General features: G+C 73.8%; 8 protein-coding genes. 3 read left to right on the forward strand and 5 right to left on the reverse strand.

What is annotated here, in order from left to right; genetic code table 11:
* The first annotated feature begins 81 nt into the window (after positions 1-81).
* On the forward strand, positions 82-2367 hold the full coding sequence (locus QUY26_RS21965; RefSeq protein WP_289949290.1) for a heavy metal translocating P-type ATPase: 2286 nt from the start codon (positions 82-84) through the stop codon (positions 2365-2367).
* A gap of 192 nt (positions 2368-2559) precedes the next feature.
* Positions 2560-3252 carry a copper homeostasis protein CutC gene (locus tag QUY26_RS21970; RefSeq protein ID WP_289949291.1) on the forward strand — a complete coding sequence of 231 codons (693 nt, stop codon included), beginning with the start codon at positions 2560-2562 and terminating at the stop codon, positions 3250-3252.
* Positions 3253-3265: 13 nt separating this feature from the next.
* On the opposite strand, the gene QUY26_RS21975 is transcribed toward QUY26_RS21970, so the two are convergent.
* Positions 3266-5371 (reverse strand): HelD family protein, encoded by a 2106-nt coding sequence (locus QUY26_RS21975; RefSeq protein ID WP_289949293.1) that lies wholly within the window; start codon positions 5369-5371, stop codon positions 3266-3268.
* Positions 5372-5786: 415 nt separating this feature from the next.
* On the opposite strand from QUY26_RS21975, the gene QUY26_RS21980 reads away from it, so the two are divergent.
* Positions 5787-5996 (forward strand): hypothetical protein, encoded by a 210-nt coding sequence (locus QUY26_RS21980; RefSeq protein ID WP_289949294.1) that lies wholly within the window; start codon positions 5787-5789, stop codon positions 5994-5996.
* A 43-nt stretch (positions 5997-6039) separates the two neighbouring features.
* Here the strand turns inward: QUY26_RS21980 and QUY26_RS21985 are convergent, their stop codons facing one another.
* The 4 genes from QUY26_RS21985 to QUY26_RS22000 all read right to left on the reverse strand — a co-directional run bounded on the left by QUY26_RS21985 (position 6040) and on the right by QUY26_RS22000 (position 12641).
* Entirely contained in the window at positions 6040-7683 is a 1644-nt protein-coding gene (locus QUY26_RS21985; RefSeq protein WP_289949296.1) for a DNA repair helicase XPB, read from the reverse strand.
* A gap of 348 nt (positions 7684-8031) precedes the next feature.
* Complete coding sequence (locus QUY26_RS21990) at positions 8032-8964, reverse strand: hypothetical protein (RefSeq protein ID WP_289949297.1); 933 nt, start codon at positions 8962-8964, stop codon at positions 8032-8034.
* Positions 8965-9058: 94 nt separating this feature from the next.
* Complete coding sequence (locus tag QUY26_RS21995) at positions 9059-11515, reverse strand: helicase-associated domain-containing protein (RefSeq protein ID WP_289949298.1); 2457 nt, start codon at positions 11513-11515, stop codon at positions 9059-9061.
* A gap of 208 nt (positions 11516-11723) precedes the next feature.
* Positions 11724-12641, reverse strand: coding sequence for a trypsin-like serine peptidase (locus tag QUY26_RS22000; RefSeq protein WP_289949300.1), 918 nt, complete (start codon positions 12639-12641; stop codon positions 11724-11726).
* Positions 12642-12744: the final 103 nt, after the last annotated feature.

Below are 12744 nucleotides of genomic sequence, written 5' to 3' on the forward strand. Positions count from 1 at the left end.
CGCCTTGATACCCCCCAGGGGTATACATGGACTCGCAAGGCGATACCGACCCGGGGTACCCGGCCATGAGGAGCAGCTGGCATGTCGACCACTGAGACAGCACAGACGGCGCAGGTGGAACTCTCCATCGGCGGCATGACCTGCGCCTCGTGCGCGGCCCGCATCGAGAAGAAGCTCAACCGCATGGACGGGGTCGCGGCGACCGTCAACTACGCCACCGAGAAGGCCAAGGTCACCTACGACGGCGACGGCGTCGCCGTGGCCGACCTGATCGCCACCGTCGAGGCCACCGGGTACACCGCAGAGGAGCCCGCGCCACCGAGCGCGGAGCCCGGCGGGGGAGGGGGCGAGGCGGGCGGCGGCGCCGCCGAGGCCGCCGACGCGGCCGCGCTGCGGCCGCTGAAGGAGCGGCTGATCACCGCCGTCGTGCTCTCCGTGCCCGTCATCGCGATGGCGATGGTCCCCGCGCTCCAGTTCGAGTACTGGCAGTGGCTGTCCCTGACGCTCGCGGCGCCCGTCGTGACGTACGCCGCCTGGCCCTTCCACAAGGCGGCGTTCACCAACGCCCGGCACGGCGCGGCCACGATGGACACGCTGATATCGGTCGGTACGTCGGCGGCCTTCCTCTGGTCGCTGTGGGCCCTGTTCTTCGGCTCGGCCGGGACGCCCGGCATGACGCACGCCTTCGAGCTGACCATCGAGCGCAGCGACGGCGCCGGGAACATCTACCTGGAGGCCGCCGCCGGGGTCACCGCGTTCATCCTCGCCGGGCGGTACTTCGAGGCCCGCTCGAAGCGGAAGGCGGGCGCCGCCCTGAAGGCGCTGCTCGAACTGGGCGCCAAGGACGTCACCGTCGTGCGGGAGGGCCGCGAGGAGACCGTTCCGGTGAGCGAGCTGAAGGCCGGTGACCACTTCCTCGTCCGGCCCGGCGAGAAGATCGCCACCGACGGCCGCGTCGTCGAGGGCTCATCCGCCGTCGACGCCTCCATGCTCACCGGCGAGTCCGTGCCCGTGGAGGTCGCCCCCGGCGACGCCGTCACCGGCGCCACCCTGAACGTCGGCGGCCGCCTCCTCGTCGAGGCCACCCGCGTCGGCGCCGACACCCAGCTCGCCCGGATGGCGCGCCTCGTCGAGGACGCGCAGAACGGCAAGGCCGCCGCCCAGCGCCTCGCCGACCGCATCTCGGGCGTCTTCGTGCCCGTCGTCATCGCGCTCGCCGTCGCCACGCTCGGCTTCTGGCTCGGCAACGGCGCGGGGCTCACCGCCGCGTTCACGGCCGCCGTCGCCGTACTGATCATCGCCTGCCCCTGCGCCCTGGGCCTGGCCACACCGACCGCGCTCATGGTCGGCACCGGGCGCGGCGCCCAGCTCGGCATCCTGATCAAGGGCCCGGAGGTCCTGGAGTCCACGCGGCGCGTCGACACGATCGTCCTGGACAAGACCGGCACGGTCACCACGGGCCGGATGACGCTGCTCGCCACGCACCTGGCCGACGGCGCGGACGAGGGCGAAGTCCTGCGGCTCGCGGGCGCGTTGGAGCACGCGTCGGAGCACCCGATCGCCCAGGCCGTCGCGGCGGGCGCCACCGAGCGGGTCGGTGAGCTGCCGACGCCGGAGGACTTCGCGAACGTCCCGGGGCTCGGGGTGCAGGGGGTCGTCGAGGGCCACGCCGTCCTCGTGGGCCGGGAGCAGTTGCTCGCCGAGTGGGCGATGGAGCTGCCGGAGGGCCTGAAGCGAGCCAAGGGCGAGGCCGAGCGGGCCGGGCGCACGGCCATCGCGGTCGCCTGGGACGGCGAGGCGCGGGCCGTCCTCGAAGTCGCCGACGCCGTCAAGGAGACCAGCCCGGAGGCCATCCGCAGGCTGCGCGCGCTCGGCCTCACGCCGATCCTGCTCACCGGCGACAACGCGGCCGTCGCGGCGTCCGTCGCCGCCGAGGTCGGCATCGACCCGGAGCACGTCATCGCCGAGGTCCTGCCGCAGGACAAGGTCGACGTGGTCAAGCGGCTGCAGGGCGAGGGGCGTTCGGTCGCCATGGTCGGCGACGGCGTCAACGACGCGGCGGCGCTCGCGCAGGCCGACCTCGGGCTCGCCATGGGCACGGGCACGGACGCGGCCATCGAGGCGGGCGACCTCACCCTCGTCCGGGGCGACCTGCGGGCCGCGGCCGACGCCATCCGGCTCTCGCGCCGCACCCTCGGCACCATCAAGTCCAACCTGTTCTGGGCCTTCGCCTACAACGTCGGCGCGCTGCCGCTGGCCGCGGCGGGGCTCCTGAACCCGATGATCGCGGGCGCCGCGATGGCCTTCTCGTCGGTCTTCGTCGTCGGCAACAGCCTGCGGCTGCGGGGCTTCCAGCCGTTGAGCTGAGGTCGTACGGCCGGACGCCTTGATCCATGGCCTGATCAACCCGGTACGTGGCCTGATCGCCCCGGTGCGATGCGATTCGCGCCGGGGTGATCTGCGCGTACCCTGGTAATTGGACTAGACCTGTGTTTCTGTAGTCGGCGCTCCGCACGACGTCAGCCCACAGCCGGCCCCGACTCCAGAAGGAAGACATCCATGAGCAAGCGCGCGCTCCTGGAGGTGATCGCCCTCGACGCCGAGGACGCGGTCGCCGCCCAGGCCGGAGGTGCGGACCGCCTCGAACTGGTCACCGACATGGCCGCGGACGGGCTCACGCCGTCCGTCGCGACCTTCACGGAGATCCGTTCCTCCGTCGACATCGCGCTGCGCGTCATGCTGCGGCTCGCCGACGGGTTCGACGCCGGTGACGTGGACGTGCTGGCGCGGCGGGCGCGGGAGCTGCGGGACGCCGGGGCCGACGAGTTCGTCCTCGGCTTCCTCGACGAGGCGGGCGGCGCGGACGTCGCCGCCGTCGACGCGGTCGTGGAGGTCCTCGACGGCTGCCGCTGGACGTTCCACCGCGCCATCGACCGGGCCGCCGACCGGGACGCCCTGCGCAAGCAGCTCGCCGACCTGCCCGGGCTCGACACCTACCTCACCGCCGGTGCCGCCGACGGCGTCGACGCGGGCCTGCCCACGCTCCTCGCCGAGGCCGCGCGCTCCGGGGAGCCGGGGTACGAGCCCCGCATCCTCGTCGGCGGCGGCCTCCGCCTCGACCACGTGCCGCGGCTCAGGGCGGCCGGTCTCGACGCCTTCCACATCGGCGGCGCGGCCCGGCCCCACGGGTGGGACGCGCCGGTCTCCGCCGACGCGGTCGCCGGGTGGCGACGCACCCTGGACGCCGTCTGACCCCGGACAGGCCTCAGGCCGCGTCCGCGTCCGCCAGCGCCTCCGGCAGCGGCGCCGAGTGCAGCACCGTCAGGCCCGACACCGCTCGCGTCAACGCCACGTACAGGCGGCGCAGGCCGGTGCGTTCGTCGGGTTCGGCGGCCACCACCGCCGCGGGCTCGTCCAGGACCACGTAGTCGTATTCGAGGCCCTTGGCCAGGGGCGCGGGGACGAGGGTGAGGCGGGTGTCGGGGGTGGTCTCCTCGCCGGGGGAGAGGTGGGTGACCCCGGCGGCGGCGAGGGCGGCGGCGAGGGCCGGGACGCGGTCGTCGGCGGCGATCAGGCCGATGGAGCCCTCGTTGCGGAGGGACTCGGCGCAGGCGGCGAGGACGGCCGCGTCGAGGTCGTCGGTGTGGCGCACGGACAGCGAGCCGGGGGACTGGCGGACCGAGTTGACCTCGGCGAGGCCGGGCGCGATGGCGGGAAGGAGCCGCGAGGCGTACGCGATCACCTCGCGCGGCACGCGGAAACCGGCCGTCAGCTCCTCCACCACGGCGTCCGACTTGCCCAGATGGGCCAGCGCCTCGCCCCAACTCCTCGTCGCCCACGGCGTGGTGCCCTGCGCGAGGTCGCCGAGCACGGTCACGGACCCGGTGGTGCAGCGCCGTCCGACGGCTCGGTACTGCATGGGCGACAGGTCCTGCGCCTCGTCGAGGACGACGTGTCCGAGCGAGTGCGTGCGCGCCACCAGGTCCGCCGCCTCGTCGATCAGCACGGCGTCCGCCGCCGACCACTTGGCGCTCTTCGGCGTGCGCGGCGCCTTCGCCCACAGCACCGCCTTCTGCTCCGCCTCCGAGAGCAGCCCCTCGGCGTGCTCCGCCAGGAACTCCGCGTCGCCGAGCAGCCGCAGCACGAGCCGCGCCGGATCCACCTGCGGCCACACCGCCTTGACGGCCGCCTTCACCGCCGCGTTGCGCGCCACCGCGTCCTGCACCCGGTCGTCGGGCGCCTCCCCGGACCGCTCCATCTGCACGAGCACGGCGTGCGCGAGGCGCTGCGGCAGGGCCTCCCGCGCGGCCCCGTACCGCATGTCGCGTGCCAGCAACTCCCTGACGATCTCCTCGAATTCGTACGCCGGTACGCGCCACCGCCGCGACCCGCGCACCACCACGACCGCCTCCGTCGGCATCGTGACGTGCGACCGCAGCGCCCGCCGCAGCACCTTGGCCATCCGGGCGTCGCCCTTGACCAGAGCGGCCTCCGGCTCGTCCGTGCCGCGCACCTCGACGTGCGCCACGAGGTCGGCGACCGTCGCCTGCCGCACCTCCAACTCGCCGAGGGCGGGCAGGACTTGCTCGATGTAGTGCAGGAAGGAGCGGTTCGGTCCGATGACCAGGGTGCCGGTGCGGGCGAGCCGCTCGCGGTGGGCGTAGAGGAGGTAGGCGACCCGGTGCAGGCCGACCGCCGTCTTGCCCGTGCCGGGACCTCCTTGCACGCACACGGACCCGCCGAGGCCACCGCGCACGATCTCGTCCTGCTCCGGCTGGATCGTCGCGACGATGTCCCGCATCGGGCCGACGCGCGGCCGCTCGATCTCCTCCTGGAGCAGCTTGCTGACCTGCTCGGCCTCCGTGGTGTCCGACAGGTGCTCGTCCTCGTACGCCGTGAGGTCGCCGCCGGTGTAGCCGAACCGGCGCCGGAGCCCGACGTCCTGCGGGTCCTTCTTCGACGCGCGGTAGAACGGCTGCGAGACGGGTGCGCGCCAGTCGATGACCATCGGGTCGCCGTCGGCGTCGTGCACATGCCGCCGCCCGATGTAGAACCGCCCGCCCGTCTCCCACCCCCGCCCTTGCGCGGAAGTCGCTTCGCTCCCCTTGTTCTCCGCCCCCTCGGCCAGGTCCGCGCCGGGGGCGTGCAGGAAGTCGAGGCGACCGAAGAACAGCGGGGTGTGCGAGAGGTCGGCCAGGGCCTTGACGCGCTCGTCGATCTGGCCCTGGAGGATCTGGGCGTTGACCCAGTTCGCCGTCACGTCCCGGATGTCCAGGGACTCGACGTCCTCGCGCATGGCGCGCAGCGCGGCACGGGACGCGGTCAGGTGCGCCTGTTCGCGGGCAAGGGGGTCTGAGGGCGCGGCGTTCACGGGGTGGCCTCCGGCGGCGGGTGCGGGATGTGCTCGGTGCGTGGCTCAGGGCCGCCGGTTTCCGGCCGGGCGGCGGCGCTCCACTGGGCGGGAGGCGGGAAGGGGAAATCTTAGTGACGGGGGTGGGGCGGGCCAAACGGTTTTTCGGAGGCGGAGCGGGGCGGGCCCGGGCCCCGCAGGCGCCGGGGAGTCCCGTACGGCGGGGCCGCCCGGCGCCGGGGCGGCAAACCCTGACCCACCCCCGAGAAAACCCTGAGGGACGCCGTCCCCGCGGGTCCCTCCCGAGGCGTACGGGCAGACCCCCGGTGGTCCTCCCGGCGGAGGCCGCCCGTGACCCCCGAGTCCTACCGTCGGACGCCGACGTTTACCCCCGCAGGCCGATGTGCGCGCGCCCCGCGAAACCGACCATGGACACATGAGCAGCGCAACCTTCACCCCCGCGTCCCTGTCCGCCCCGAAGATCCCCGGACCCCGCCCGGCTCCCGGCGCGACGGCCCTCTCCGACACCCACCGCCCGCACCGCGTCGGCGCCACCCTGCGCGCCGCGAAGGTGTTCGTCACCGCGGCGTTCGGAGTGGCCGTGCTCGGGGAGTACGCGGAGGAGGCCGGCGTCCGCCGCCGCTGACCCTCCTGCCGCGGCCGCACGCCCCTCCGCCCCTACCCCCTGCCTACTCCTCCGCGAGCACCGCGTCCGCGTCCAGGATCCGATACGCGTACCCCTGCTCCGCCAGGAACCGCTGCCGATGCGCGGCGAAGTCCTGGTCGATGGTGTCGCGCGCGACGACGGAGTAGAAGCGGGCCTCGTGCCCGTCGGCCTTGGGCCGCAGCACCCGGCCGAGCCGCTGTGCCTCCTCCTGCCGGGACCCGAACGTCCCCGACACCTGAATGGCGACGGTCGCCTCGGGAAGGTCGATCGAGAAGTTCGCGACCTTCGAGACGACGAGCACGGAGATCTCCCCCTGCCGGAAGGCGTCGAAGAGCTTCTCGCGCTGGGCGTTGGTGGTCTCACCCTTGATGACGGGCGCGTCCAGATGCTCACCCAGCTCGTCGAGCTGGTCGATGTACTGTCCGATGACCAGCGTCTGCTGCCCCTGATGCTTGCGCACCAAGGCCTCGGTGACCTTCCGCTTGGTCGCGGTGGTCGCGCAGAAGCGGTACTTCTCCTCGGCCTCGGCGGTGGCGTAGGCGAGCCGCTCGCTGTCGGTCAGGTTGACGCGGACCTCGACGCAGTCGGCGGGCGCGATGTACCCCTGCGCCTCGATCTCCTTCCAGGGCGCGTCGAACCGCTTGGGCCCGATGAGCGAGAACACGTCCGACTCCCGCCCGTCCTCCCGGACGAGGGTGGCCGTCAGTCCGAGCCGCCGCCGCGCCTGGAGGTCGGCGGTGAACTTGAAGACGGGCGCGGGCAGCAGGTGCACCTCGTCGTAGACGATGAGCCCCCAGTCCCGGGAGTCGAAGAGCTCCAGGTGCGGATAGACACCCTTCCGCCGTGTCGTCAGCACCTGATAGGTGGCGATCGTGACCGGCCGGATCTCCTTCTTCGTACCGCTGTACTCACCGATCTCGTCCTCGGTGAGGGAGGTCCGCTTGACCAGCTCGTGCTTCCACTGCCGGGCGGAGACGGTGTTCGTGACGAGGATGAGGGTGGTGGCCTTGGCCTCGGCCATGGCACCGGCGCCCACGAGGGTCTTGCCGGCGCCGCAGGGCAGCACGACGACGCCGCTGCCGCCGTGCCAGAAGCCCTCGACGGCCTGGCGCTGGTAGGGGCGCAGGGCCCAGCCGTCCTCGCGCAGGTCGATCTTGTGGGCCTCGCCGTCGACGTACCCGGCGAGGTCCTCGGCGGGCCAGCCCAGCTTGAGGAGGGTCTGCTTGATCTGGCCGCGCTCGGAGGGGTGCACGGCGACGGTGTCGGGGTCGATCCGGGCCCCGACGAGCGGGTGCACCTTCTTGGACCGCAGGATCTCCTCGAGAACCGGCCGGTCGGTCGACGTCAGCACGAGCCCGTGCACGGGGTGCTTGCTGAGCGTGAGGCGCCCGTACCGCGCCATGGTCTCGGCCACGTCCACGAGCAGGGCGTGCGGCACGGGATACCGCGAGAACTCGACCAAGGCGTCGACGACCTGCTCGGCGTCGTGCCCGGCGGCCCGCGCGTTCCACAGGCCGAGCGGCGTCACGCGGTACGTGTGGATGTGCTCCGGCGCCCGCTCCAGCTCCGCGAACGGGGCGATCGCGCGGCGGCAGGCGTCGGCCCGGTCGTGGTCGACCTCGAGAAGCAGAGTCTTGTCCGACTGGACGATGAGCGGTCCGTTCACCAGGGGGTGCCCTTTCGCTAGGCCAAACATCCAGTGTGCCGCATCGCCGCCGGGACGGCGGTGGGCCGCTGTGACGCGTGAGTACGAACACGCCGGTGCGGGGCCCGCCGCCTGAGTACCCGCACGGCGCCGCCCCCGACGCCCGGGAGCCCGCAGCGCACCCTCGCGCTGACGGTGACGCTGGGCGCGGCCCTGGTGACAGCCGCCGTCCTCCTCGCGGAACCGATCCTGCAGACGCTCGGCGTCGCGGTGTTCCTGGTGCTGCTGTTCACGGGGAACGCGTCGTCCTGACCGCGCACGGCGGCCCGGGACCTGGGTGGTCCCGGGCCGCTTGCCGTGGGGTGTGGCTCAGCTCGCGTCGGCGGTGTCCGTCGAGGGGGCCGGGGTCCCGGCGAAGAGGTCGTCCACGGTCGCGGCGGACAAGGCCTGATCGAACCACAGGCCGAGTGTGTCCAGGTCGGTGCAGGATGCGATGCGTTCCCTGGCGTCGTCGGGGACATGGATCTCGCGCATCTCCAGAGCGCGAAGGATCATGGAGGCACGAGCCTCGGCCTCTGCCTCCGCCTTACCCTCCGCCTTGCCTTCGAGGTAGGCCGTCTCGCGGACCGTGCCGCGTCCGGGGAAGTAGCTTACGAAGCCCAAGATTTCCCTCCATTTGTCTCCGGCTGCGGTGTCCCGCAGGTTGATGTCCAGGAACTCGTAGAAGTAGTCGGCGGCCTCCGGGTCCTGCTGCTGAAGGCTGCGGCCGAGTGCTTCCAGTATGCCGTCGATGTGGCGGCTGCGGGCGTGTGCCAGCGCGGAGAAGGCCGCCATCGCGGGGTTCTCCGCCGCCGTTCTCTGATCGGTGATCACCGGCAGGTTGTCGGGGCCGATGACCAGCGGGTGCGTGCGCTGAGTGGTCCAGCCCCGGACTCCGCAGTCGAAGGGACCGGCCGCCCACTTGGCCGTGGCCAGGTCCTGGCAGACCACGAGCAGCAGCACCGGCAGGCGGTACTTGGCCTGGAGGTGGGCGACGTAGTACGGCCAGCTCGACTCCTTGTCGGGCTTCCTCGCTCCCTGTGCCTCGATGGCCAGCAGGAAGTCGTCCCCGTCGGACGGGCCGATGCGCAGCACGGTGTCGATGCGGCGTTCCAGCGGCTTGGTCTCCGTCACGTCGGGGGTGAGCGCGTCCAGGGTCGCCTTCTCGGGGAAGGGGAGGCCCAGTACGCGGAAGACGGGGGCGAGGATTTCCGGCCGCTCCTGGAAGATGCGGTGTAAGCCCTCGTGGGATGAACTGACCATGTGGGCAACCCTGTTGCATCACGTTCGGTGTGTCCGGCGATCCGGGACGCGTTCACTCTTTCGATGATTCCGAACGTGTGCAGGTCGGAGCCCGTCAGTCGTCCGCGAGTTCCGCGACCCCCGTGACCCGGTGCAGGGGATAGGTGCGGACCTCGTCGGCCGTGTGGTCGTAGGCCGTGACGAAGCCGCCCTCGACGCGGACGGGGGCGATGACGCGTTGGCTGGCGGCGCCCTCGGCGTTGACGTAGCCGATCCAGAGGGTCTCGCCGGTGAGGACGGCGGCCTGCATGGTGGCGAGGGTCTCGGCGGGGGTGGTGCGGGGGAGTTCGCCGGTGCTGGGGGTGCCAGGGGTAGTGGTCTTGCGGGGGGCCGTGGAGGCCAGGTCGCCGGCGCGGATGGCGCGTACGGCGGCGTCGATGAGGGTGGCGTCGGGCAGTGGCGGGCCGTCGGGGACCGGCTCCGGCGGGGTGCGCGGCGGCGTGCGGTGGCTGTGCGCGCGGGTGATCAGGACGTCGCCGTCGGCGCTCTCGGCGGACGGGGCGAAGCCGAGGGAGCGCAGGCCGTCGAGGAGCGCGGCCGGGTCGGCCTGGGCGGCGAGGACGGTCGGGGCGAGGCGGCGCAGCCGCAGGCCCTGGGCGCGCTTGTCGGCGAGGATCTCGTTGAGGACGCCCTCGTCGTCGCAGCGCACGTACGCGGACGCGGCGCCGACGCGCAGGTGGCCGTGTTTCCTCGCGACGTCGTCGATCAGGTACGTGAGGGGCTGGGGGACCGGCGTACGGGAGTGCTCGGCGAGGAAGGCGTGCAGGTCGGACGCGCTCTGCCCGGCGTCGAGCGCGCGGCGCACGGAGCCGGGCGTGAACCGGTACACCGTCGCACCGCCCTTGGACTCGACATCGGCGAGCACGGTGAGCGCGTCGGCGAGCGGCCGCTGCAGGGGCCCCGGCGCGACCGCCGTGAGGTCGGCCTGGAGCAGGACGTGGTCGAGCGGGTCGGGGAGGAGGGGGGCGAGGAGACGCGCGGCGTTCCGGGCGGCGACGGCGAGCTCGGCGGACGGGTGGGCGGGGTCCGCGCTCAGCAGGGCGCGGGCGTGGGACGCGAGGGCTCCCCGTCCCGTCACGCCGAGGAGTTCCGCCTCCTCCAGCGTCCATCCGGCCAAGCGCGACCGCAGGTCGGACGCGCCCACGCCGGGCGGCCGTTCCCAGCGCAGGCGGGCGAGGAGGGAATCGGGGACGGGAGCGGCGCCCTCGGGGAGGCCGGCGAGGAGGGTGAGGACGCGGTGGCGCACCTCGGGGGCGGCGGAGCGGTCCAGGCCGGGGCCGAGCGCGGACAGGGTGCGGTCCTTGGAGTCGCGGCCGCCGACCAGGCCCGCCGTGCGGGTCGCGGTGAGCCATGCCGTGGCGAGGCCGGCCCAGCGTTCGGCGGCGGGCAGCTCCTGCCAGGTGTCGTACGCGGGCGTCGCCGCGTATCGCTCGTCGGCCTCGCCGTCGGCCGCGAGGAGCCCGGCCGCGTAGGCCAGTTCCACCCAGAACGCGGCCTGCGGCTCCGGCACGTCGAGCGCCACCGCGGTCCGCTTCAGGTCGCGCACGCTCAGGCCGCCCGCCCGCAGCACCGCGGGCCCGCCCTCGTCCCAGTCCTTGAGCAGCTCCTCGACGGTGGCGAGCGCCATGTGCGCCTGCCCCGCGGCGGTCGCGTCCACAACCTGTGGACGGTGTTCGCGCGCGGCCTCGACGGGCGGTGCCGTCGCCTCCAGTACGCGGTGGGCGCGCCCGCCGCGCAGGTGCAGGGCCGCCTCCCGGGGCAGGACGACGGTGCCCGGCGCGGTCGGCAGGAGCAGCCCCCGGTCGATCAGCCAGCGCAGGTGCGCCGCCGGTTCGGCGGTGACCTGGCCGTACGGCGGCCCCCACACGAGCCGCGACAGGACCTCCACGGACTCGGTGGGCGCCTCGTCCAGGAGCGCCGCCATCCGCTCGCGGTCGGTGAACAGCGCCGTCAGCGCCTCCACGGCCGACACCGCGTCGTGCGTCGCGGCGAGCCCCGCCGCCGCGACCAGGCTCTGCACCCGCCCCGGCGACATCCCCGCCATCGCCTCGGCGACGGTCGGCCCGAGCCCCGTCGGGGACGGCCGCTGCGGGGTCGGGGCGAGCAGTTCGCGGGCGGTGCGGACCAGACGGAGCCGGTCGTCCCCGCCCCACACGAGGGCCTGCCCGCGCAGGGTCGCGAGCGCGCGGTCGAGGGCGCCCCGCACCTCGGCCGCGCCGGTCCCGTCCCCGCCGTCCCCGTCGTCACCCGCCAGCAACCCCAGCAGCTCCGGATACGTCGCCGGGTCCGCCGCCACCGCCAGCGCCTCCGCGACCTGCTGCGCGAAGCGGTCGAGCCGTTCGAGCGCGCGCACGACGGACGCCCGCGTGCCCGCGCGCGTCGCGAGCTGCGTGAGGTCGTTCGGGACCGGCGTCAGGAGGTCCGGCCGGGTCCGCAACAGCGCGGCCATCGCCGCGTCGTCGCTCGCCCGGAGGGCTTCCGCCAGGGAACGGGGGGCGTCCGGGGTGCTCATCCTCGCCACGGTAGCGGGTCGCCCGCCGGGCCGGGCCGGGCCGGGCGCCCGCGCCGCACCGCGCGGGCGGGCGGCACCCGCGGGACAGGGGGCGGTTCGGGCGCCGGTTCGGGCGGCGGCTGGACGCCCCCGCCCGCCGCGTCAGGCGCCCCGAGCCCGCCGCGTCAGGCGCCCCGAGCCCGTCGCGTCAGGCGCCCCGCGCCCGCCCTCAAGCGTTCTGCGCCCGGTCGTACACCTTCTTCGCCAGGCTCCCGAACACCTCCCCGTACATCTTGGTCGGCTCCAGCGAGTCCAGCGCGCTGTTGACCGAGATCAGGGTGCCCCGGCCGGTGCGCGCGCTGAAGTCGGCGAACCAGGGCCCACCGCTGGAGCCGCCGGTCATGTCGCAGGGGATGGCCTGCGTACCGTTCTCCTTCTTCGCCGTACCGACGCAGCGCAGCAGCGACTCGCCGCGCTGCGGGCGGGTGGCGGAGTAGCCGAGGGCGGAGACGGTGCCGCCGACGGGACGGTCGAACGCGACGGCGCGGGCGCCTACCACGTCGGTGAGCTTCTTGCCGTTCTTGTCGGGGGCGACGACCAGCGTGGCCAGGTCGTCGGTGGAGTCCGTCTCCCAGGCGCGCGGCGTGATGGCCTGGCGGACCGGGAACACGCCGTGGGGCGCCTTGCCCTCGTGGTAGCCGGGGACGAACACCATGTCGATGTTGGTGTTCACGGGGGAGGAGCCCCGCCGCACGCAGTGGGCCGCGGTCATCACGGCGGAGCGGTTGGCGCTCTTCACGGCGGTGGCCGTGCACCAGGTGTCGGCGCCGCCGGAGTTGACGAAGAACAGGCGGCCCACGGTCTTCAGCTTGGGGCCCTGCCACGGCTTGGCCTTCGGACCGGACGGGCCGAGGTCCACGGACCTGCCGACGGCCTTCATCCGCGCGGGCGTCCAGTACGCGAGGGCGGCCTTGCGCTCCGCGGAGGTGAACTTCAGCGCGGAGGTCGGGTCGGCGGCGGCACCCGCCTGCCCGGCCGCGCCGGTCACCACGACGGGCGCGGCGACGGCCAGGGCCGCACCGGCCACGGCGAGTCCCAGGGCGCGGCCACGAAGGCGCCGGAACAGGGAAGGGGGTGTCGCGGTCATGGCGGGGTCTCCTCGACTTGGGTTACGAACAGCGGACGACGGACGACGGACGACGGACAGCGGACGACGGACAGCGGAGAAAGGTCAACGGGCAGAGGGCGCC

Origin of the sequence: Streptomyces flavofungini, from assembly GCF_030388665.1 — a bacterium.
In the GTDB taxonomy this organism is placed as follows: Bacteria; Actinomycetota; Actinomycetes; order Streptomycetales; family Streptomycetaceae; genus Streptomyces; species Streptomyces flavofungini_A.